Below are 22,708 nucleotides of genomic sequence, written 5' to 3'. Positions count from 1 at the left end.
GTTCACGGAGATACGGGACGGCATTGGGCCTCAACCTTCCGTATGCCGCCGCTTCCCTTATCGGGCTCCACCTGCGACAGGTCATAAGTGGCAGAGCATCGGTCGGCGTCACCATCCCCCCAACTGACCTTGACCTTCGCACTCGGGCTCTCGGCTCGGACAAAAGCGCGGCCGCCTTGGCCGACCATGCCGATACTCTCACCTTTTTCATTCACCACATCCGCCCCCAATGGCACGGGCTTGCCGTCGGCCCTGCGCAACTCGATGATCAGCGGCGCGCCCTGCCGTGTGGCGTAGTTGAGCAAGACGACCGATCCCGCGTAGGGGGCCACCTGCTGCATGGATTCCAGCAGCTCAACATCGGTCGGCGTGCCTTTAGGATCAAGCTCTATCCGGTTTTGCCGGAACGGCTGCAAGCCGGAAATCACCGCGTAACCGCTGGAGCCTACTGCGGTGCCTATGTTGTTCGTCACCGCAGCGCCTTCAGCGCCGTCAGCATGAATCAAAGCCATCGTCTCGCCATGGTTGGGGCCGAACGCAACGCCCCCGGAGTGCGCCACCACGGCACCGGCCGTCGTCAGATTCAATTGCCGATTACCGCCGCCCGTGGAATAGGCTGCGCCGTAGTCAGCGACCGATGACGAATACTGGCCGCTTGCACCCACGATATTGCTGTGCATGCCGTCTTGCCTGTCCATGCTCGCATAGGCGCTGTATGTCGCCTGCCTGCGTTCGCCCGCCGTGCCCAGAATGCTGGCAGTCGCCAAGCTGTGGTCGCCGGAGCGCGCGTAGGAAGTTCGCAACAGGGGGCTGCTAATACCGCGTCCCAAAGGTACGGTCAGCCAAACCGTTCCCGTCGTCTCCGTGTCACCAACGCCGGTTCGCGTGCGTCCCAGCGTAAAGCTCATGCTGCCCCAGCCAAACGCATGGGAATAGCCCGCTTGATAAGTGGTCTGGGAGCCCCCGCCGTTTTCCCAATACGAAGTCGACACGCCGTTCGCGTAGAACTGGCCACGGCTTCCCACGGGTTGCGACACATTGATCTGGATTTGATTTCGCATGGGACTACCGGCGTAGTAAAACAAGCCGTTCTGGTCCGTCTGTGCACCGCGCGCCTGGATCGATTCCTCGAATCCCAGATAGCCGGAGCGAGTGCCGTGCGACGCCGCCACATTCACGGATGTGCTCGTGGTTTCGATGGTGCGGTTATAAGACGCGCGGTATCGAGTGCCTCGCATTGAACTGGAAGTGAATCCCGCATCCGCGGGCAGCCCGCGCGCCGTCGCATTCGTTGCATCCAGCGAAATGCTGCCGACAGGCGTCCGCGCGGCCGCTCCCAATTGCACCGCAGCGTAGTCCGCCGCGCCAATGCCGCCGCCATACAGCGTCCAACTGTCCGACAGCCCTCTTTGATAGGTGCCCATTGCAAATGCCGGCTCGTCAGTCGACGACCCCGGCTGACTTCTGTAGCGGCCCGCGGTGACGTTATAGCGGCTCATTCCGGCACGCAACTGGCGCTGCACCGCCGAGTACGGCACGACGAAGCTCCGCGTGCGGCCATCGGTTTCCGTGACCGCCACCGTCAGGTCGCCGGCGTAGCCGGTTGCATAGAGATCATTGATTTCGAATTCGCCCGGCGACACCGTGGTCTGGTAGACCGTCACGCCGTTCTGGATCACGGATACCCGCGCGTTCGTCTCCGCCACCCCGCGAATGCGCGGTGCATACCCACGCAACGACTCGGGCCACATCCGGTCATCGGTCGCCAGCTGCACACCCGTGTAGTTGAAACTGTCGAACAGGTCGCCGGGCGTGAAGTACTGCCCCAATGTCACCTGCGAAGTCAGCGAAGCAAAGCCCTTTTGGGCATACGTGTTGATGGACTGGTATTGGGAGCGCGATTCGCCCTGAAAGGAATAGTTCTGGTACACGCCGTTGTGCTGCAGACGCCAGCCGGCCAGGTTCAGGCTCATGCCGTTGTTCAGATACAGCTGATTGCTGCTGCCGAAATTTCCGTCCTGCCGGTTGTAGTTGGCGCTGTAGCGCCACACTGCCGCGTTGATGCCGCGATCCCAACTCGCCGGGTCTACATAACCCCTGACCAGCCGGGTCAGATAGCGCTGGGCAATTGTCAGATCAAGCCAAGGACCGCCCATGTCTACACCGACTTTTGAACCTTCGGGCAAGATCGCCGCCAGGTTCACGCAGCCATCGTCAGCGGCCAGCTGCTGACGAACGCGGTCGGCGGACTCAAAGCTTTCTACATTGATGCCCCAGCCGGATAGTTGTTCAGGCCGGATGCAAACGATGGGCACGGTGGGTTTGTCTCGATCCACGCTGATCAAAAGCGCCTGCCGGCTGATAAGGCTCTGGTTCAATCGCACTTCGACGGTGTACCTGCCCGGAACCACCGGATTTCCTTTGGAAAACCGGCTGACATCAACGGGCTTGCCTTCCTGGTCCCGCTGAAAAAAGGCGGGATTGAATTGCACATTACTGCCCTCTTCGCCCTCGGAGCCAGCCTGCGGCGTCTCCACCGGCGCGCCCTTTGGCGCGCCTGACGACTGATCGCCGACCTGCACGGCATTGTTGTTTGCTGTCGATGGCGATGAGATTCCTTGCGCGCTCGCGCCTGCGGCAAGCACGCCGAAGGCCAGGCCAATATCAAGGACTATTCGTCGCCGGATCAATCCCGTGCGACCAGGAACGTAGTGCATATATGGCGAGTGGCGCGGTACCGTGCTGGACACGGGCTATCGCTGGTTGTGGATTTGGTTCAGCACCCGCGCACGACCACTGATCGCGCGGCGCTTGGATTACTTTCCCTTTTCCCGCGTTTCCGCGAGCGGTAACGCCAGGTTCTGAGCCGCACCGTAATCGTTGACCCAGATAATGTCCAAGCTCTTCGCCTGCCTCACATCGGCAGCTTTCACATCGACACTGCGCGCGCCAAAGGGCACGATCATCACGCTGTCCATCGACTTCAACGGCAATAGACGCGTGCCATCGTTGAACGAAGCTTGAACCAGACTGATATGAAAGGGGCTGTCATTCTGAAGAGTGAGCTTGCCGCCTTCCATCTTCAATTTCAGCGCTTTGACTGCATCGTCCAGCGAACCGCTCAGGCCTGTCGGGCGATAAAAGAGCTTTACCTGGGATTTGTATGCAAGCTGAAGCTCGTTCTTGGCCTCGTTGGGCGAACGAGCTACGCCCGGAACGTCCAGCAGGTTGAACCAGAATAGCGATTCCCGGTCTTGGGGAAGATCGGCTCCGGTAAACGAAAGCCGCATGGCCTGCCCTCTGGACGGGCTGATACGCGCCATGGGCGGCACAACAACAAAAGGCACGCTTTCGCCGTCAGGGCCCTGGGTTTTCATTGTCTGACTGACCCAAGCCTGCACCAAGGCAGGAACCGAGCTTTCATTCTGCAGCTGGACGGTGACTTCTTTGTCCTTGGCGTGATAGATGACGCGAGTGCCGAGAATGACCACATTCGCTGATGCTGGAGCCGCCTGAAGGCAGGCCAAACCTAAAACCAGCAGAAATGCACCTAACCTTCTTAACCGGATTCCCGTCATGGCATCACCTCTTAAAAGGGAATTCACCAATCAGACCGAACAGCTGGCAGCGTTGTCATTGACAGCCAGCCGTTCAGGCTAGCAGCAACACGACTCCGACGCCACTAGTTCCGATTGCGTGAATTGCCCTCTTTACACCGCCTGTTCGACGTCTTAGTTGTAAGACATCGAGAACGTGACGTAGGTCGACACCGCGCCGGCCGTCGGCAAATCAAGCGCTGCGAGATAACGCGCGACCAGATTGACGTTAGCGCTACCCATGTCGATCGAGACAGGCGTCAAACCCTGCGCGCCGTTGCCGCCATTCAAGTTCAGTACGTTGAACGTGTTGCCGTCAAGCAACTGCACTTGAACATTCGAGCCGCCGGCGGACTGGTTCTTCAGGCTGCCGGTACCCGTATCGATCGTCGAACCCGACTCGAAGTGCATCAAAGCAGCGTTCACCGTGGAAGGCGAGCAACCACTCAGCGGAATCGTAAAAGCTGTGTCGCCCGCAGTGGCGCCGATCGACTGCATCGACGTAACGCTGACCGAAGGCAACGTCACGTTCTTGTTGTACATACCGCCGTTGATGCTGCACGTGACTGCAGTCACCAAACCGGTGATGTTGATCTGACCGTCCGACGCAAAAGCGGAAGACGAAATAAGGCCCATGGCAACCAGGGCTACGCTCAGTGCTTTCTTCATTTTTAACTCCTTGGACGTCCATGACACAGTGTCAAGGGCGAATAAATGGGTCGTGCGGTTTGGCATGCTTGGAACTGTTCTTGCGTCAACGTCTTGATCCGTTCGCGCACATTGTCCTGAGCCTGCAAGACAGATTCTGAGCCTGGGCCGGCCGCCGTTTTGTAGGAAATGTCTCAGCTTTTCTGTGGAATTTTCCCAACAAGAACGCGGCTGGCCGGAGGCGAATCTGTCGTGCTTTGCGTCTAGTTGTAGGCCATCGAAAAGGTGACGTATGTCGACACGGGGCCTGCCATGGCCGGACCGCCCGAGGCGATGTAGCGAGCCACCAGATTGACGTCGGCGCTACCCATGCTGACCGCCACCGGCGCCAAACCTTGAGCGCCTGCGCCGCCGTTCAAATTCAGCACACTGAAGGTGTTGCCATCAAGCAGCTGGACTTCCACGTTGGAGCCGCCAAAGGCCTGGTTCTTCAGATTCCCGGTGCTCACATTGATCGTGGAACCCGCCTCGAAATGCATCAATGCGGCATTGATGGTGGACGGCGAGCAATTGTTCAAAGGAATCGTGAATGCCGTGTCGCCAGCCGTCGAGCCGTATGACGGCATCGATATGGTGCTGACCGACGGCAAGGTCACGGTCTTGTTGTACATGCCGCCATTGATCACGCATGACGCCGCTGTGACTTCACCAGTAATGTTGATCTGGCCATCCGCCGCAAACGCAGAAGACGAAATAAAGCCCACGGCAATAAATGCTACGGTCAGTGCTTTTTTCATTTGCTACTCCTTCAGCATCCACGAGATAGCAGCGTGGACGGGTATTAGGCTGTCGCTATCTGCGCAAACCGGGAACCATTCCTGAGGAGATCGGGGGCTTTGTCTGCCTTGAAGATCTTGTGTTTGCAAGACAAATTATGGGGTTTACCCTGAGCCCGCTTTGTAGGACGTTTCTTCAATTTCTGAGGAAATTTCCCACTACACTACGGGCTCTTATGGCGGGACGCGGCACGTCACGCGCGGCTGGCCGACACCAGTGCGCCAACCGTCCAAGGGGATGCAATTGAGGAAATTTCTGCCGGCTGCGGCGGCACTCGCCCTATTCATCTCATCTGCCGCTCTGGCTGAGCCAGTTGGGAAAATCCAGCTCTCCGGTCAGGTCCTCGCGCCGGCGGCATGCCGCGCAGAATCGGACGCGATCCGCAAACCTGCTGACTTCAAACTGTTCTGTGGCGTTGCCCGAAATGGAGTGGCCGCGACGCCAGTGCACAGCGTTTCGATTTCGCCAATCAATGGCAGCGCCAAGGCTTTTGTCATTCAGATAACGTATCTGTAGGCACTATCGGACAGCGAATGTGGGTATAGGTCAGCCTTGCCTAGATAACTAAAGTTACAAAAATCCATGAGCAAATAATTCAAGGCGATGATGTAGTACGCGAATTCCATCAATTAGCGTGCGTTACACCATCGTTGCGTAACACGGCTCAAGCGCTCACCTTCCACCGCCTCTCTTTGCGCTGGAAGCAGTTTTCCGAACATACATTTCCTGCTGGCTTTGAAGTCCTGCTGTCCCGGGATCGTCCCGGATAGCTTTCGTACGCACCGCAAGGGGATACGATGGGAGTTCGACACGAAGAAGTGGCGCCGCAAAATGTATGGGCCGCTGCGGGCTGTCACGGCCGTACGCGTGGATTATCCGGTTTACGCAACGCCGTCGCCCTTGCCATCCTGAATCTGCCTTTTTTGCCTTTCGGCGATGCGCAGGCGGCTTGCACCGGCATCAACACAACGTCGGTCAGTTGCTCATCTCCGCCGAACGACACCGGGGCCATCCTTACCTCATACAGCGGAAACACCACGGCAACGCTGACCAATTGGGTAATGACGAACGGCTCGTTTCGCATACAAGGGCCTGGTGCGAACAGCCTGTATGTTCTGAACGGCAACGGCATCACCTTGACGGGCGGCACATTGGCCGGCTACAGCGCGATTCATACGGCATCGTCCACCCTGGGCGGCAACACGGCGGTGACGATCTCAAATTCCAGTGTTGAGGTGGTGCAAGCCACCACCCATGGGATCGGCTCTCATGCCAACAACGCCATCGGCAACGCCTCTCTAACTGTCACAGATACGCGACTGACCGCGCCTAACGCCGCCAGCACGTATTTCGGCCTGGTGGTATCAGCCCAGGGCAGCGGCAGTTCGACCTTGGTCGTAACTGGCGGCAGCGTTACGACTGCCGGCACGGGATACGCAGTCACGGCTGGCTCGATCACGGGCAATGTCAGCGCCACATTGACAAATGGGGTCATCACATCGACCGGCAGCAGCGCTGCGGGTCTGGATGCCCACACCGGCGGAGCCGGCACCGTCACGGTCAGAAATGCCAACGCCATCACCACCAGCGGATCATCGGCAGGCGGCATCAACGCGGCTTCAGTGAACGGAGCCATCAGCGTATCAAACAGCGGCACGATCACGATCAACGGCTCCAATGCCCGGGGCATCCGGGCAACCGCTACCGGATCAGGCAATGCCACCATCGACAACGCCGGCGCTATCACGCTGAACGCGAATACCGCCTCGACATATCCGGCTTTGTACGCCACAACCACCAGCGGCGACGCGGCCATTATCAATTCCGGCGCCATCACCGTCAAAGGCAGTGGAGGAGGCGCAGCGTCGAGCGGCGCGCTGGCAATTGCAAGCGGCACTGGAAACGCCAGCATCAGCATGACTGGCGGCACTGTGGCCAATACCGGCACAGGCGCAGCAGCGCGCGGCCTGGAAGCGCAGTCCACTGGCGGCGGCAACGTCAGCATCAATGTGTTGAGCGGGTCCGTTGCAACCGGTTCCGGCGAAGCGCTGGCCGCTTGGAACAGCTCGGGCAACATCCGGGTCGACACGGCGGCTGGAACAACGTTAAGCAGCAACGCCACAGCGGTACTCGCGTCAGGTGCGTCAGCGGCGCGCGGCACATCGGTTCAAGTGGTTTCTCAATCGATCATCAGCGCTGGCAACTTCGGCATTCGGGCCGTCAGCACGCAAGGCGCGCCCGTCACCGTTAACCAGACCGGCGGCAGCATCACGTCGGGAACAAACGCCATTGACGCAGCCTCAACGGGCGACGTCAAAATCATCAACAGTGGCAACCTCACGGGCGGCGGTGCTACAGGCGCGGCGATTTCCCTCTTCGGCGCCACGCAGACTGTTTCCAATGCGGGCACACTCGGCGCCCTGAGTGATCGGGCCATCGTGCTCGACAGCAACGGCTCCACCGGCAGCGCAAACGTCTCGAACGCCAGCACTGGCGTTGTGACCGGTTCCATCAGCGCCGTTGGATCTCGTCTGACGCTGGACAACGCGGGCACATGGAATCTGCGGCGTTTTGCGGACACCACGGGTGGCGGCGTGCGCGACACTTACGGCGTCGCGGTCAGCGACCTGGGCAGCGCCGCTGGCAACAGCGTCAACAACACCGGCACCTTGGCTTTGCTGTCGCATGACGGAACCGCCACCACGCTTGACGCCACCGGCCAGTATCTGCCATTTGGCAATACCAACAACGCGATCGCGCTACACAGCCCGGCACAGGGACAGATCCTGGGCGCCGCGCAGTTCATCAACAGCGGCATCATCGACCTGCAAGCCAACGCCTCAGCCGGTGACGTTCTGGTCATCAGCGCGGGGCACACGCCCGGCGCCAACGGCGGTGGAGTATTCGTCTCCAATGGCGGGCTGCTCAGGGTGAACACTGTTCTGAATGCAGGCGGGGCCAACTCCGTGTCCGACGTGCTGGTAGTGGACTCCACGAGCGTTGCCGCCGGCGGCCCCACCGGAATTGCGGTGAAAAATGCAGGGGGGGCTGGCGGTCTCACCGTGTCCAATGGCATCCCCGTCGTGCAGGTGCTGAACCCAAACGCCTCGGCTGCCGCCGCGTTTTCCATGAGCGGCCGGGCAGTGGCGGGTCCTTACGAATACCGCCTTCGGCAGGGCAACAACCCCTCAGATGGAAACTGGTACTTGCACTCGGAGAAGGACCCGGACCCTCCCGCCCCGCCCTTGCCCCCCTCCCCTCCGGGCCCGCCTGGCCCTGGTCCCAGCCCTCGCCCCGCGCCCGAACCGCTCTATCGGCCAGAAATTGCGGCGTATCTGGCAAACCAGCGCCTGGTCGCGCAAATGTTCGTGCATACCATGCACGACCGCATGGGCGAGCCGCAATTCGCGGAAAGCCAAGGGTTCGAACCAGACGGCGGCAAGCGCCAGGCCGTGTGGCTACGCACCACCGGAACGTGGGAAAAGACCAACAGCAGGGATGGAAACTTCGGCGCCAGCACCGATCTGTTCCTGATGCAGGCGGGTGGAGAATTGATGCAGTGGAAGCTGCTGTCTGAGACCAGCCGCCTGCACGTCGGCGCGATGCTGGGTTATGGCATCGGCAATACTTCCGCGTCAGCAGACGGCAACCCGTTCAGCGCCAAAGGCCGCGTGGAAGGCTATAGCGCGGGGCTTTACGCAACCTGGTTCCAAAACGATGCGACCAAGCTCGGCGCTTACGTAGATACCTGGATGCAATACGGTTGGTTCAATAATCGCGTCGATGGCCAATATCTGCCCCGGGTTGACTACGATTCAAAGGCATGGTCAGTCTCGGCGGAAACGGGTTATGCCTTCAAACTGCACGGCAACTGGATTCTGGAACCGCAGGCGCAGATTATTTATACCCATGCAAACAACGATGGCGTCACCGAAGAAAGCGATACGCGAGTGGGCTCGTCAAATTCTCGGGGAACCACGACGCGCATCGGTGTGCGAACGTTCAGCACTTTCGACATGGCAAGGGGACGGCAGGTGCAGCCGTTTGCAACCGTGAATTGGTGGCGCACAAACGCAGACAGTTCTGTATCGTTGAATCAGCTGCCATTCGGAACGCTCTACCCCAAAGATCGCTACGAGCTCAAGCTTGGCGTACACGCCAATTTCACCCGGGGCTGGACAGGATGGGTAAACATGTCGGGGTCCTGGGGCGCTCAGGACTACCATCAATATGCGGGGCGGATGGGCGTAAAGTATGTTTGGTAAACCCAGATGCATTGGGACGCGTGTCTGAGAAGCAACAGGAACGGAGTATCCCAGATCTATGTCTTTGAATATTCTGGAAGCTTTGCTGGCCGGCATTGCCGTGCTGCTGTTGGGCGTCATACTGGTTCTGCTGCATTTCGCCCGCCGGATGCTGGCCGAAGCGCGCGGCTTGCGGGATCAAGCCAGCGAAGCGCGAACGTTGGCAAACCTGAAAACCCGCCTTCTGGACGTCACGCCCACTTTGACCGCTGCCCTGGATGGCATGCACCGCTACCTTGCCGTGAACCAGGCATTTGAAAAAGTGGCGGGTCTGGATCGGGCCCGTCTGATCGGTAAAAGAGCCAGTTCCTTGCCTGACGCAGCCGGTCCCTTTGGCGTGCAGCTCGAGACCTACGCCACACAGTGCGCCGCCTCTGACCAGGTGATCAGCGAGGTCATCAAGGTGACCGGCGCCGACGGACAGGTCATAGACTTTTTGCTGGTGGTGCAGCCCACCTATGGAGACACGGCCGCAACCCGCGGCACGTTGGTAGCGTTGGTTGACGTGACTGCCCGCCTTAGCGCTGAACGCGAAGCGCGCGAAATCAAAGACACCGTGGAAGATCTGCTGGAGGCGCTGCCCATGGCATTCTTCAGAGTCCGCGAGGAACCCGGCGGGCACCGCTGGTTTCCTTTCATTGTGGGCCACACCGAACGTTTCATGCGTTTGCCAGCAAGCGAAATCTCCAGGATCTCCAGCGGTGGCAATTTGGCCAGCATCCTGGAGGGCTACTGGCCCGCAGCCCGCCGCGCCATGGATGAATCCAGCGCCTCGGGCGCTCCTATCCAGGTAGACCTTGAAGCCCACCGCCCGCACGACGATGGCTGGATACGTATCGGCACCGCCGCGCCGCGCCGCAACGCAGACAAGTCAATCGAATGGAACGGGTATCTTGTAGACGTGACCCAAGAGCACCGCGATGCCCAGGCACTGACCCGCGCCAAGGCAGCCGCCGAGGCCAATACCCAAGCGAAGTCGCGTTTTCTTGCCGCCATGAGCCATGAAATCCGCACGCCGCTTGCCACGGCATTGGGCGCCCTTGAGTTGTTGAAGGACACCTCCATGGACACCTACCAGTGCCAGCAAGTGGAGCTGGCCGACAACGCATCTCGTCTGCTGATCGAAATCCTTGGCGACATTCTGGACTTCTCGCGCCTTGAAGAGGGACCCGTTCCCATGGAGAACATCCCCTGCGCACTGCGCGAAATCCTGGATCAAGTGCTGCATATATTTGCGTCGCGCGCGCGCGACAAAGGCTTGACGCTGGATTTGCGCGTCGCGCCAGAGGTGGCTGCCGAACACCTGAGCGATCCCGTTCGGGTCAAACAGATTGTGCTGAACCTGGTTGGCAATGCCATCAAGTTCACCGCGAAAGGCGGCGTTAGCGTGACGATCGATGTCGTTCAAGACCAAAACCCCGTTGATGCCCTGATGCAGACTGTTGTTTTTTCGGTAAGCGATAGCGGCATTGGTATATCACCCGAGGCCCAAAGCCGGCTGTTTCGCCCATTTTCCCAAGCAGACGCGTCGACGGCCCGGCAGTATGGGGGCAGTGGACTGGGCCTTGCGATTTGCCAACGATTGATCCACCTGATGCACGGTCAGATCGAAGTGGAAAGCGCAGAGAACCGCGGCAGCTGCTTCAAAGTCCGCCTGCCGATGCGGGTCCGCCAAGCGCTGCATGCCGATGCTGCATTGCACGGCAAGCGCGTTCACATTGCGGTGGATCGCAACGCCGACGAGGCCGCACTGCAGGACTACGCGCGCACGGCGGGGATGCTGCCGACCCCGATCGACGAGAACATAGATCTGCATATCGCTGATCAATCGCATTGGCCATTGGCGGGGCCGAGGCGCTCGGCCGATACCGGCATCCTGTTCGTTCCGCCGTCGGCTGACCCGCAATCCGCCTCGTCCGCCGCGCTCATTTTGGCCGGCGGACCGATACGTTGGAGCGAATTCCGCCGAGTCTGTCTTAGCGCGTTGCAGACGGAGCATCCTGTTACCGAGTCTTCGCCCATCGTGCGAGAGAATTCGCCGCGTGGAGACACAGCGCGCATTCTGGTTGTAGAAGACCACCAGCCTTATCAAATCGTAATTCGCAATATGCTTGAAAAATTGGGGGTGCAGGTGGACGTTGTGGCGGACGGTCTGCAAGCGCTAGGACGACTGGAACAGACGCCTTATTCATTGATGCTCACAGACTGCCACATGCCCGAGATGGACGGCTTCGAGCTGACCCGTCGTGTACGCGCCCACCGGGACGCGCATATTCGTGCGCTTCCAATTGTGGCGCTGAGCGCCGATGTGTCGGCCGAGCACAGAGAGCGTATCCGGAGCGCGGGTTTGAATGACTTTCTGATCAAACCAGTCAATCTTTCCACCTTGCGCACATGCATAGAGAAATGGACAGATACGCCTGCATCCACACTCGCTTTCCCCGAGCGCAATTCCTTGCCAATTACTGATCGGAGTCGCTCTTGACTACAGTACTCGTCGTAGACGATCACCCTTCCCTGCGTCTGGTCCTGAAAACGCATCTGTTGCAAGTGCTGGGCATTACCGAAATTCTTGAAGCCGATAACGGGCAGTCCACCGTCCAGGCCGTGAAAGACAGCCATCCCGGTCTGGTCGTTCTGGACATAGATATACCGAAGATCAACGGGCTGGACGTGATTCCGCGCATCCGCGCCATTCAGCCCGACATCCGCATTCTGGTTGTGTCAGGCCAGGATCAATCCATCTTCGCGCCTCGCGTCAAGATGGCTGGCGCCAACGGCTATGTCAGCAAGTCACAGGAAATAGCCGAGATCATTCGCTGCGTCGAAGCCATTCTGGCAGGCTATACCGTGTTCCCGAATTCCGACGGCCTGCAGCCGGCCCGTCTGGCCAGCGCGAACCCAAATATCGACCGTCTGAGCCGGCTTTCCGACAAAGAGATCGTCATCATGCAAATGTTGGCGCGTGGCATGTCGAACAAAGAAATCGGCGCCGCGCTGTTTATCAGCAACAAGACAGTCAGCACGCACAAGACGCGAATCATGGACAAGCTTGAAGTGCAGACCTTGCTTGAACTGATCGACTTTGCCCGCCAATGCCAAATTGCCCCTTGATCTTTCCGCACGCATCATGGACGACAGGATGAATCTTGCACTGATCATCGGCCAGCGGCCGGACCGGCTGCGCGCAATGAGCGCCTGTCTGGCGGGCCTGGGCCTTGCCACCGAAACCTGTTCCGGCCTGGCCGCGCTACAGGACTACACGGGTGCGCCTCGGGTGGTCCTTTGGGACGAGGACGCGTCAGACAGCCCTTCTGCAGCGTTGCCAGCAACGGTCGCCGCCGCACCTATCCAGTTATGGATATTGCCGCCCTCCGTTCCAATGACCCAGCCCGGCATTCGCGTCCCGCCGCCAGCCACCGAGGCGCAATTACTGTCCGCGCTTGTAAACGCCGGGTACAGCCTGCCAGACGACGCCGAATGCGCCGCGATATCCCAGACGCTGCATGACCTCGTCGACGGAGACACCGCAGTCGTCTCCGAGCTGATTGAAAGCCTGTTCGATACCGCTAAAGCCGACCTGGCCGACTATCGCGCCCGTTGCGCTGAACAAAACTGGTCAGCGGCAGGCTCGCTTGCACACCGCATCAAAGGCACGGCGAGGCTGGCCGGGTGCAGATCCCTAACGCAGTTGTGCGAACGCATCGAAATGGCCGCGCGCCTGGAAGGCCGCACGGCCATCACGCCGCTGAACACCTTGTTCGAGCCGGCCTTGGACCGGCTCTGCGCCGAGCTGGCCCGCTTGCGGCAGGCCTCCTGACCCGTACTACAGCCTGAGATCGGATGCCTCGGCCGGGAACAGGCTCTTGACGTCGAAGAAGACGTGATCCGTCTTGCCAAACAAACGTATGGCGTCCGCGCCCATTTGCGCAAACTCCCGATGAGACACCGCCAGTAGCATTGCGTCGTACTGATGCTGGCCCGGCGTTTTGGTCAAAGAAAATCCAAACTCCGACTGGACCTCGGCAGGGTCCACCCACGGATCGTAGACGTCGACGTTCACGTGGTAATCGCTCAGTTCGTTAATGATGTCCACAACCTTCGTGTTTCGAAGATCGGGGCAGTTTTCCTTGAAGGAAAGCCCCAATATCAGCACGCGGGCTCCTTGCACATGAATCCGTTTCTTGGTCATGGCTTTCACCAGCTGAGAGGCCACATAACCGCCCATTGAGTCATTCAGCCGGCGGCCGGCCAGGATGATCTCGGGGTGATACCCGACCGACTGCGCCTTGTGCGTCAGGTAGTACGGGTCCACGCCAATGCAATGCCCGCCAACCAGACCCGGTTTGAATGGCAGGAAATTCCACTTCGTCCCGGCCGCGGCAAGCACGGCTTCCGTGTCAAGCTCCAGCTTGCTGAAGATCAACGCCAATTCGTTGATCAACGCGATATTGACGTCGCGCTGGGTGTTCTCGATGACCTTTGCGGCCTCAGCCACCCGGATACTGGGCGCCTTGTGCGTGCCGGCCACAATGATATCGGCGTACAGACGATCAACCACGTCCGCGATCTCTGGCGTAGAGCCGGAGGTCACCTTCTTGATGGTGGTGACACGGTGTTCCTTGTCGCCTGGGTTGATGCGCTCGGGGCTGTACCCCGCAAAAAAGTCCACGTTGTAGCGCAGTCCGGAGACACGCTCCAGAATGGGCACGCACTCTTCCTCTGTCGCGCCGGGGTACACAGTGGATTCGTAAATGACAATGTCACCGCGCTTGAGCACTGCGCCAATGGTCTTGCTGGCGGCATACAGCGGACTCAGGTCTGGCTGATTGTATTGGTCGATCGGAGTGGGAACCGTGACGATATAGATGCTGGCTCGGGCCAGTTCAGCCGCGTCGCAGGTGAAACGCAGCCTTGCAGCCTCTGCCAGTTCCTCGCCGCTGACCTCCAGGGTCGCGTCGTGCCCGGACTGCAGCGCATCCACCCGGCCCGCATTGATATCGAAACCGATCACGTCGCGCTTTTTTCCAAATTCAACAGCCAAAGGCAAGCCAACATAACCCAGACCGATCACGGCCAGCGTCTTCTCAATGTGTTCATTCATGGTTAAAAATCCGTAATACAGTTGATCTTGAATATTTGATGATTTAACGCACGTGGCGCCATAACCCGCCGCTTGCGCGCAGGCTTTCTGGCGCACCGGAAAGGTGCTTACGCACCTGCTCCAGGTAAGCCCGTTGCCACCGGCGCGCGTACGCATTGGAGTCCTCACCCGCATCGACCGTTGGCAGATGCTCCAACGTCAACGCAATGCGGCCATTGCGCCAATAAGGCGCATAAAAAATGGAAGAGACCTGCATGCGATACGCCGCACGAGAGGCAAAACTTGAATAGGTAATTTCCTGCCCTTCAAAAAGGATGCGAGGCGCCGAGAAATTCGCGGCGCCGTCGACAGCCACGCCGACAAAACATCCTTGCTTGAGCGCATCGAAACAGGCTTTTGCGACCCTGACTTCACTCTGGTCGCTGGTAGAGATAAGCGTGGCCGCGTGAGCCGATTGCGTAACGCTGGGCGTGGACGCCAGCCAGCGGGCACGAATGCCCAGCAATTCAATGATCATTGGGCCAGCGAACATTGGCCCGATGTGCGCGGTGGCTACCACCACGCCCCGGCCGCTTGCAATCAATGGCGCCAGAAACTCATCGACCTCGTCCAGGTTGTCCAGCAGCGCCATGACTTCGTGTGCGCGGTTGCTGCGCAGCTCCAGCCAATCCAGCATCAGATGGTCGACCAGGTGTCCCCAACGGACCGCGCGCTCCCATTGCTGCCTGGGCAGATCCACCTGGGCCCCGCGCAACGACCATGCCCAATCCAGCCGAGATTGTGGAATGGGGGCTGCGTCCGTGCGGTTATCCAATTCCGCCAGCGCCAATTGAAAGCACTCTGGCAACTGGCTCTCTCTGGACTGCATGGATACGCGGTATAGATCGGCGGCCTCGGTTTTGCGTCCAGCCTGCAACAAGGCGCTGACGGCGTAACGGTCCCAGCGTCCACGCTGCGTGGCCTGCCGGCACAGGATCAGGAATTGATCGGCCGCTTCAGTGTGCAGACCGCTGTCGCGCAAGGCGCGGGCGTACATTGCGCGGGTATGCTCCAGCGCGGGTTCACGTTCAGAGCAAAGGCGCAGGAACGGAATGGCATCCTGGCAACGCCCCGCCCTCAGTAGCGTTTCACCATAGAGCGAATTCAGGCGCACATCTTGCGGCGCCAATCGCACGCCTTCCTGCAGATGTGCCAGCGCTTGCTCCAGCCCTTGATCGCGCAATCCTCTGGCCAGATATGCCTGGCCCAACTGACTGCGCAACGCCGCACCGTCAAGTCCGGCTTGCAAGGAGGCCAGCCCCGCCAAAATCGCGCGGGCGTTCAATCCGCCGGCCAGTAGCGCCTGCACGATCAGCGCAGCGCTGCGTTCATCTCCATAGACGCCAGGTTCCATACCGTCCACCAATGACACAGCAAGATCCACGTCCCCCGTGCGCAAAAGCGCCGTGATCCACGCAGCGCTTTCAGCAGGCGCTTGCCTTGCCAGGTCCAACGTGTCGCGCGCGACCTGCGCGGCTTCGGCATGCCGCCCCGCCTGCAATCGCAGTCTGATGCGCGCTGCGTGCAAACCCATTGCGGCGTCCGCCATGGCGCCGCCCGTGTCTGCATGGTGAATCGCCTCTTCCCAAAGCCTGCGCCGGCCGTACAGGCTGGCCAGCAGAGCGTGGTCATCCGGGTTCCCCGGGTGCAGACGCAACATTTCCTTTGCTGCGTCGATTGCCTGTTCCAAGGCCCCGCTTTTGATCAACGGCGCGATGACTTGCCGGCGCGTCTGCGCTCGCGTCAAGACTTCAGGCATGCCTCCACCCCCTCACAACCGTGACGATCAATCCGCGCAACAACGCAAGCACCAGCCCGGCCGCCAGCCCTTGCAGCAACAACAAGGCCAGGCTGACCTCGCGCGCCTCCGCGATCGGCAACGAGATCACGCTCACGTAGCGACGCATGCGCAGCGCGTCCGTAAACGCCTGCTGGTGGTTTTGGCGAGCCATGGCAAGATTGGCCTCGGCGAAGGTCTGCATGCTCTTCACCTTTTCAAAAGACTCCAGCAAAGAGGCTTGAGCATCATCCGATCCGCTCAACCTTTTACGCACGTCCTGAAGCCGCCGCTCCAATACGCCAATCTGCACTTGAGCCGGGCGCAACATGGGGTGCGCCGGATTGTCCAGCGCGCGTATCCTTTCAAGATTGATCCTGGCGGCCGACAGCTCTCCTTCCAGTTGCCCTTCCATGCCGAGCAGCATGGCAGAGCTGGACACCGGATCAATATTCCCGTGCTGGCGCCGCCAGGCTGTCAACACAGCCAACGCATCCAGGCTCTGCTGCTCTGCCTGATCCACCGCGGTCTTGCTGACCTGCAACGCGTCACGTACGCCACGCTCGTCCATGCGGTTGACAAAGTCGCCAGCGAGCTCCAGCAAAGCGTCCGAAATCACCACCACCGACTCAGGCGCGGGAGCCTGAACCGCAACCACGTTGATCTGTTCCAGCATGTTGTAGCTGACACTCACTGCATTGCGGTAGGCGCGGTACAGCTCTTCTTCTTTTGCACCCGGGCCTAGCCTGTAAAGAGGGTCCATCCCTTCATAAGTCAACCGCGCTGCCAGACCCACCTTGCGCTCAAGTTGCAGCATCGCGTCGCGCGACTCAAGGTAATCGCGCACCGCCCAGCCGTCAGTGAAACCGCCCACACCTGCTGCGCCGCTGCTTGCATTCAGCAAGGATGGCGGACCGCCCGGCGCGCTTTGTGCCGCCAGCGATCGGACGGTAAAACGGCTTTCGGACGCATAGCGCGGCGCCGCGACAAACTGGCCATACAGCACAGCCAACACCATCGGCGCAAGAATCAGCAGCAGAGTGGAAATCCTGCCGCGTTGCCGGCGCCTCTGCGCTCCGGCGCGGGCGGCACGGCGCTGCTCCAAGGTCAAGATCTCATCAGACACCGATCTCTCCGTCGGCGTAGACGACGTCTTCGCTTCCTGCGCCACCGTCCGATCGAGACTGCCGGCCGGGGAATCGGATGATGCATCCATCAAGATCGTCGTCGACCCTGAGGCTTTCGTGTTCATAGATCAAACCTTTGGTGCAATAGTCGGCCATCTGGTTTTGGCGATAAGTGGACAGAATCAGCGTTCTTCCGACGATTCTTTCTTCAAATAGCGCCAGCCACAGCCGCGTGAAACGGCACGGTTCGAATGGAATCGCGCCTTCAATGACATACAGGTCAAACGCGGGAACCAAACCCAACGAAAACGAAAACTCTTGCCTGACGTACTGCGGCCAATGTTCCATTGCCTGTGTCAGGTATTGCGGACTGGTGAGCAGATCGCTGACGAAATCAATCGTTGGCGCAACGGCAATGCCATACAGGTCGCAGACCAGTTCAATCATCCGCAGCCCGGTGCCGCGGCCCCTCACAAACCCCTGCCGTCCGATGGGCCACGACACAAGCCCCATATGCCGCACATACCCATGCCTGGGCGGCCGCAATCCGGCAATCACATCAACCACCGCGCGATGCACCTCGGGCGATTGAGAGAGCAGCGCGTACCGGCCATGCGGAATGTTGACTGTGGCGTGCGTCAGCAATGCCGCCCGTGACCCGAACAGACGCGGGTCGTCGCAAACATCGATCAAATCAATCATGGCGGCTCACATCGGCTGCACGTCGCAACGCACAAGCCGCTCCGCGCCCAAGCCCAAGGCCCCCAGCAGCACCAGCGCGGTAAGCAGGTAGGGCAGGCTGGCGTCGCTGGACGAATAGCCCGAAAAGTACGACGAACGCAGCAGCTGCATGCCATGGGCAAACGGCGACCACAGGACATAACCCCGATACACCTCGGGCAATTGTTCCGACACAAAAAACACGCTGGCGAACAATTGCAAGAACCGTTCAATCACGGCGCCGAATCTCAGGAAGTAGGGCCAGCGTGTCGCCACCGCGCCAAACAGCAGTCCGATTGCCGCCCCGCCAGTCCCCATCAGCGCGAAATACGCCGCCACTCCTTTCCAGTCGACCGGCAGCGTGATCAGTCCCAGACTGTGGCCGATCAGAATCAGCAGAGTCAACACCAGACCGTAGATCACGATGTAGATAAAAACCTGAACCAGCGCCAGAAGAAGCGGCGACACGGATTCCAGATTGAGCAGCGACCGCGACGACACATAGGTACCGCTGCTGCGCAATATCACCTGCCGGACCATGATCCAGGTGGTTGCGCCCAGCAGCGAAAAAGTGGCAACGTCCATACCCATGATGAAGTGCACGCCCGTCAGGAAATACAGCGACGAAATAATGCACAACAGCACAACCGGCCCCACCAGCATCCACAGCGGAGCGATGCGGCTTTCCTGATTGATCAGGTGCAATTGCAGGGTCAACAACGGAACAAAGGCTGCCATTCTCGACCATCCCCGCGTCCGGTTCCGTCCTGACTGAGTGCTATGAAGGCGCGCCAGATCACGGCGCAGTTCAGCCCGCTCACGCGCTTCGGCAGCGGGAAGATCAACCTCAAAGGGAATGTCCAATTCAGACGCCCGGCGGCGCGCGTCACGGGCGTCGCCAGCCTGCCGCAGCTGGACCCGCTTCGCATACCCTTCCAGAAGCCGATGATCCAGCGCGGCCAATCCGGCTGGTTCATACCCAGGCTGATGCACGGCGGCGCCTGCGCGCAGATCGTGTTCGAGCAGGCGGATCAATGATCGCAACCGGCGCCGGTAGAGATCGGCAGCGTCTTCAGACAGTTCCAGTGCAGCAATGCCTTCTTCCTGGCCTGCCTGCATAGCGGCATACACCACGCGCCGGTCGGCGGCCGACATTTCCGGGGCCTGCGCCAACAGCCCAAGAACCATCGCCAGCGCGGCGCCAATCGGCGCAGGCTCAATGCCCACCCCCTCACGCCCTGCGGCTCGGCAGCGTGTGGCAAAGTCGCTATCCGGCGCGACGGGCAAGGTCACCTGCAAGGCGCGCGTCTCGCGCCGGGCCAGCCATTTCTGAATGCGTTCCTGGTTGCTCATGACGAGGATCAGCGCACCGCTGAGTTGCCGGCCCCGGTGATCATGCCGCCGAACACGGACATGACCTTCTGCACCTTGGTAAACGGCGCATCCGATATATAGAGCAGGTCGCCATCAGCAATGCGGAACATCCCTGCGCTTCCCATCTGATCCGGCCGAGTCAGGTCAAAGTGATATAGCGTCATAGGCTGTTCCGGCTCAGCGGTCTCGGCTTGGCGCAACACGTACACCCCCTTGGGATGCGCGGTGGCATCGTTCATGCCGTGCGCCTCGCCCAGGGCGTCGATCACGCTGTAGTTCCGTTTACTCAATACCAGCCGCCCCTGCGCGCCCGCGGCGCCCAGCACCACCACATGTTCTTCCACCATTGCGGCAATGACCTTGTCTTCCGGATACAGCGCAATGTCCTGAGATGGATCACGATAGATATCGGCCAGCCGTACCGCATGCGCCTGCCCATTGCGGATATGCGTAATGGACAACTGCTCCGGCCGCTGCGGATTGGGCGCCGCCATACCCAGCAAGCCGCTGAGCCGGCGGGTCGTCTGTTCGATCGGATACGCACCGGGTTTCGCGACGTCACCCTGAATGACCACGAGCTTTCCGTTCCTGTCGGTCGCGCGCAAAAGCACGTCGGCGCCGATAATCAGGCCCTGCAACCGGTGCAGGATCACCTCACGCAAGGTGGTCAACGTTTCGCCTGCGGCGCGTATACGGCCCAGATAAGGCAAGGACACATAACCCGCCTGATCAATCAGCACCTCGCCAAGCGGCGAAGCGCCCGAGGGGCCGGCCGGGAACATGCCGAACCCATCTTTCTCCCATATCGTTACGTCCACGCCGTCTCCGGCCACGAGCTTCGCGGGGTCAATGGGCGGTTGGCGCAATAGCGCCTCGGGAAACCCGGCGTGCCGGGAGACGCGGGATGCGGCAGCGATTTCCGGCGTAACCTCGACGAGCTGGACTGACGGCGTTCCGTCCGCGGCAGACATCTCCTCCATCCAAGGGCCGCTACGGGGCAATCCGCAGCCAGCCAGGACCACACAACTGAGCAATCCGGCCACTGGCAACAGCGTACGGACGCACCGGCCGCCCAAGCGCCACCCGGCCATCGTCAAATCCAGCATCACGTCACCTCGGGAAGACCCGCCCACGCCAATCCTGAGCCTGGAGCCCACTGCACTGCAGCGCGAAACCGGCACAGGTCCAGAAAACGCGCGACCATCGCATCCACGGAAAACAAGGCCCGGGCACGGTGCTTTCCCTGCTCGGCAAGGTCGGCATCGTGGCGGCTCTCCAGCATGTGCGATATCTTGTCGCACGCTTCTTCCAGGTCTGGCTCGTCAACCCTTGCCAGCAGATGTCCGGTACGTCCATCAATAAAGCACTCGCCCGAGCCGCCTGCCGGCGTGGACACCGTGCCCACCCCCATCAGTTGCGCCTCGATCAAGACGTTCGGAAGCCCCTCGAAACTGGACAACAACACCTTGGCGTCCATCTTGGAATACCAGAAGCCCACGTGAACGGAATGGCCCACCAGCAATAGCCGGTCTTCGACGCCCAGCGTCGCCGCCAGCTCGCGGGTCTGTTCGTACAGCCGCCCATTTCCCACGATAAAAAATCGTGCATTGGGACGCCGCTTCAAATAGCGATGCATCATCTTGATCCACAGCAGCGGACGCTTGTCGGGCTCCAGGCGGAACACGCCGCCTATGGTCTCCGTCGCGTCGCTCGTGCGCTGCGCGAAATCCGCCCACTTAGCCTGGTCCAGTTCGTCACAGGAAGCCGGCACCTCGGGCACGCCGTTGTAGAGAATCTGGAAACGGTCGCGGGGAATGTCCAGCCATTTGGCGTATTCGTCCGCCGCCGCCTTGCTGTTGCTGACAAACACGACACCCGGCACTTCGGCCAACGCCCGGTACAGCACGGGATACTCCGAGCGGTAGCGCATACGCCGGATGTTCGGCGGCAGGCCTCGAAATACAAGCTGGATTACCGGTACCCCTGCAAGCAGAGCGGCCAGCGCGCCGAACAGGCAGGTTCCGTCTTGCCACAGGCTCACCACGTCAAAACGGCGTGCGCGCAAGTATGGCGCAAGCCGCGTCACTCCGTAGTGAACTTGAGGCGGCAATTGCTCCAGCAAACGCAGCAACGTCGGATCTTCAATGGACTGTTGCGACGCCAGGATTGCGGGCAAGGTGCTGATCTCTGTGACGCCGACCGCCATATCCGTCAAGGGCTTCAAGAAAAAATCCTGCGGCAGCTCGTTGCCAGGGCCTTGCGGGCTGCGGTATTGCTTGACCAGCACTTCAACCGTATCGACCTTGGCGCCGTCCGAATCTGATTGACGCTCGTCAACCGCAGGGCCAGCCGATGCCAGTTGCTTGAGATGGCAGGCCAGGCGGCTGAGTTGACGCTCTGCCCCGCCGGCCCCCAAGCTGCCCGTGATGAGCGCTATGGCATGACGGCGTTCTGGCAGCACCGCTGGCGTCCGGCTTCGAAAGCGCAACAACGCATGCTTCATCGATATCAGCTTGACGTCCTGCCCGTTTACCATGCCGTCCGGCTCAAGTGCATGATAGAAATCGTAGTCGTGCGACAAGGTAGCTGCCAGCGCCGCCGCCATGCTGCCAGCGGCCAACTGGTCCATCACGGGCCGCATCACCTCCATAGCGTCCGCGATCAGCCCTTGTTTGTGCAGGCGCTTGGCGAACGCGACACGCACCTCGCGGCGGCCGTCACGGCCAAGAAGTTCACGGAACAGCGCGGTCGATTGCTCGTACAAGTGCAGATCAGCCAGGATCTCGGCCCGCAACAAGACCGGTTTGAAATTTCCGGCCGAATCGGGCAGGCAGCGTTCCAGCATTGCGACAGCGCCTTCAATGCCTTCCTCGCGCGCCAGGTAGCGCGCGTAAGCGCGCAGGACCTGCGCGTCGTTGGGATGGTCCTGTTGCAGCAGCAGCCATTGGGATGCCAGCCCCGCACTGCCGGCCTTGTCCCGCAGACGCAAAAGCGCCAGCCGCACGCCCGAAACCGCAAGATGTCCGGTTGCGATCCGGTCTGCTTCTTCAAGCACAATTGCCGCGCTCTGCGGGGTGGCGCAGTCTTTCAACATCGATGACAGCAACGCCAGCGCTTCGTCCGGGCCGTACAGCGGCACACTCTTATCCTGCAACGGCGGAATGCGTGACTCAGGTCCGGGC

General features: G+C 60.3%; 16 protein-coding genes. 5 read left to right on the top strand and 11 right to left on the bottom strand.

The annotated features are described in order from the left end of the window. Positions 1–2 precede the first annotated feature (2 nt). The 4 genes from RAS12_RS00110 to RAS12_RS00095 all read right to left on the bottom strand — a co-directional run bounded on the left by RAS12_RS00110 (position 3) and on the right by RAS12_RS00095 (position 5,041). Complete coding sequence (locus RAS12_RS00110; RefSeq protein WP_306944268.1) at positions 3–2,645, bottom strand: fimbria/pilus outer membrane usher protein; 2,643 nt, start codon at positions 2,643–2,645, stop codon at positions 3–5. A gap of 171 nt (positions 2,646–2,816) precedes the next feature. Then, positions 2,817–3,578 (bottom strand): fimbrial biogenesis chaperone, encoded by a 762-nt coding sequence (locus tag RAS12_RS00105; RefSeq protein WP_306944266.1) that lies wholly within the window; start codon positions 3,576–3,578, stop codon positions 2,817–2,819. Between the two features lie 153 nt (positions 3,579–3,731). Next, entirely contained in the window at positions 3,732–4,265 is a 534-nt protein-coding gene (locus RAS12_RS00100; protein WP_306944264.1) for a fimbrial protein, read from the bottom strand. 242 nt (positions 4,266–4,507) lie between these two features. Beyond that, positions 4,508–5,041 carry a fimbrial protein gene (locus tag RAS12_RS00095; protein ID WP_306944262.1) on the bottom strand — a complete coding sequence of 178 codons (534 nt, stop codon included), beginning with the start codon at positions 5,039–5,041 and terminating at the stop codon, positions 4,508–4,510. Between the two features lie 283 nt (positions 5,042–5,324). Between RAS12_RS00095 and RAS12_RS00090 the strand changes: the two genes are divergently transcribed. The 5 genes from RAS12_RS00090 (at position 5,325) to RAS12_RS00070 (ending at position 13,205) form a co-directional block, all read left to right on the top strand. Then, positions 5,325–5,597, top strand: coding sequence for a hypothetical protein (locus RAS12_RS00090; protein WP_306944260.1), 273 nt, complete (start codon positions 5,325–5,327; stop codon positions 5,595–5,597). A 281-nt stretch (positions 5,598–5,878) separates the two neighbouring features. Then, positions 5,879–9,346: an autotransporter family protein gene (locus tag RAS12_RS00085; RefSeq protein WP_306944258.1), complete on the top strand. Its 3,468-nt coding sequence runs from the start codon at positions 5,879–5,881 to the stop codon at positions 9,344–9,346. A 58-nt stretch (positions 9,347–9,404) separates the two neighbouring features. Next, positions 9,405–11,870 (top strand): ATP-binding protein, encoded by a 2,466-nt coding sequence (locus RAS12_RS00080; RefSeq protein ID WP_306944256.1) that lies wholly within the window; start codon positions 9,405–9,407, stop codon positions 11,868–11,870. Further along, positions 11,867–12,499, top strand: a complete 633-nt coding sequence (locus tag RAS12_RS00075; protein WP_306944254.1) for a response regulator transcription factor — start codon at positions 11,867–11,869, stop codon at positions 12,497–12,499. The genes RAS12_RS00080 and RAS12_RS00075 overlap by 4 nt, the downstream gene beginning before the upstream one ends. Positions 12,500–12,527: 28 nt before the next feature. Continuing rightward, the gene (locus tag RAS12_RS00070) at positions 12,528–13,205 is read left to right on the top strand and encodes an Hpt domain-containing protein (RefSeq protein ID WP_306944253.1); all 678 of its coding nucleotides are present in this window, start codon (positions 12,528–12,530) and stop codon (positions 13,203–13,205) included. A 6-nt stretch (positions 13,206–13,211) separates the two neighbouring features. Here RAS12_RS00070 and tviB read toward each other — a convergent pair whose 3' ends face one another. The 7 genes from tviB to RAS12_RS00035 all read right to left on the bottom strand — a co-directional run bounded on the left by tviB (position 13,212) and on the right by RAS12_RS00035 (position 22,680). Beyond that, positions 13,212–14,489, bottom strand: a complete 1,278-nt coding sequence (gene tviB / locus RAS12_RS00065; protein WP_306944251.1) for a Vi polysaccharide biosynthesis UDP-N-acetylglucosamine C-6 dehydrogenase TviB — start codon at positions 14,487–14,489, stop codon at positions 13,212–13,214. Between the two features lie 43 nt (positions 14,490–14,532). Next, positions 14,533–16,287, bottom strand: a complete 1,755-nt coding sequence (locus RAS12_RS00060) for a Vi polysaccharide transport protein VexE (protein WP_306944249.1) — start codon at positions 16,285–16,287, stop codon at positions 14,533–14,535. Continuing rightward, positions 16,280–17,431: a KpsE/RkpR family capsule polysaccharide export protein gene (locus RAS12_RS00055; RefSeq protein ID WP_306944247.1), complete on the bottom strand. Its 1,152-nt coding sequence runs from the start codon at positions 17,429–17,431 to the stop codon at positions 16,280–16,282. The genes RAS12_RS00060 and RAS12_RS00055 overlap by 8 nt, the downstream gene beginning before the upstream one ends. Next, positions 17,424–18,134 (bottom strand): P-loop NTPase family protein, encoded by a 711-nt coding sequence (locus RAS12_RS00050; protein ID WP_306944246.1) that lies wholly within the window; start codon positions 18,132–18,134, stop codon positions 17,424–17,426. The genes RAS12_RS00055 and RAS12_RS00050 overlap by 8 nt, the downstream gene beginning before the upstream one ends. 6 nt (positions 18,135–18,140) lie before the next feature. After that, positions 18,141–19,505: an ABC transporter permease gene (locus RAS12_RS00045; RefSeq protein ID WP_306944244.1), complete on the bottom strand. Its 1,365-nt coding sequence runs from the start codon at positions 19,503–19,505 to the stop codon at positions 18,141–18,143. 8 nt (positions 19,506–19,513) lie between these two features. After that, positions 19,514–20,497, bottom strand: a complete 984-nt coding sequence (locus RAS12_RS00040) for a polysaccharide biosynthesis/export family protein (RefSeq protein WP_306944242.1) — start codon at positions 20,495–20,497, stop codon at positions 19,514–19,516. Between the two features lie 134 nt (positions 20,498–20,631). Next, the gene (locus tag RAS12_RS00035; RefSeq protein WP_306944240.1) at positions 20,632–22,680 is read right to left on the bottom strand and encodes a glycosyltransferase; all 2,049 of its coding nucleotides are present in this window, start codon (positions 22,678–22,680) and stop codon (positions 20,632–20,634) included. Positions 22,681–22,708: the final 28 nt, after the last annotated feature.

This window comes from Achromobacter seleniivolatilans (assembly GCF_030864005.1).
Classification (GTDB): Bacteria; Pseudomonadota; Gammaproteobacteria; order Burkholderiales; family Burkholderiaceae_B; genus Achromobacter; species Achromobacter seleniivolatilans.
This window is presented reverse-complemented; position numbering and strand designations above follow the sequence as displayed.

Excerpts from the sequence above, each read along its gene's own strand:
- RAS12_RS00105 (WP_306944266.1), bottom strand. The coding sequence starts at position 3,578 with ATGACGGGAATCCGGTTAAGAAGGTTAGGTGCATTTCTGCTGGTTTTA.
- RAS12_RS00045 (WP_306944244.1), bottom strand. The coding sequence starts at position 19,505 with ATGAGCAACCAGGAACGCATTCAGAAATGGCTGGCCCGGCGCGAGACG.
- RAS12_RS00080 (WP_306944256.1), top strand. The coding sequence starts at position 9,405 with ATGTCTTTGAATATTCTGGAAGCTTTGCTGGCCGGCATTGCCGTGCTG.
- RAS12_RS00050 (WP_306944246.1), bottom strand. The coding sequence starts at position 18,134 with ATGATTGATTTGATCGATGTTTGCGACGACCCGCGTCTGTTCGGGTCA.
- RAS12_RS00060 (WP_306944249.1), bottom strand. The coding sequence starts at position 16,287 with ATGCCTGAAGTCTTGACGCGAGCGCAGACGCGCCGGCAAGTCATCGCG.
- RAS12_RS00100 (WP_306944264.1), bottom strand. The coding sequence starts at position 4,265 with ATGAAGAAAGCACTGAGCGTAGCCCTGGTTGCCATGGGCCTTATTTCG.
- tviB (WP_306944251.1), bottom strand. The coding sequence starts at position 14,489 with ATGAATGAACACATTGAGAAGACGCTGGCCGTGATCGGTCTGGGTTAT.
- RAS12_RS00040 (WP_306944242.1), bottom strand. The coding sequence starts at position 20,497 with ATGTCTGCCGCGGACGGAACGCCGTCAGTCCAGCTCGTCGAGGTTACG.
- RAS12_RS00070 (WP_306944253.1), top strand. The coding sequence starts at position 12,528 with ATGAATCTTGCACTGATCATCGGCCAGCGGCCGGACCGGCTGCGCGCA.
- RAS12_RS00095 (WP_306944262.1), bottom strand. The coding sequence starts at position 5,041 with ATGAAAAAAGCACTGACCGTAGCATTTATTGCCGTGGGCTTTATTTCG.
- RAS12_RS00085 (WP_306944258.1), top strand. The coding sequence starts at position 5,879 with ATGGGAGTTCGACACGAAGAAGTGGCGCCGCAAAATGTATGGGCCGCT.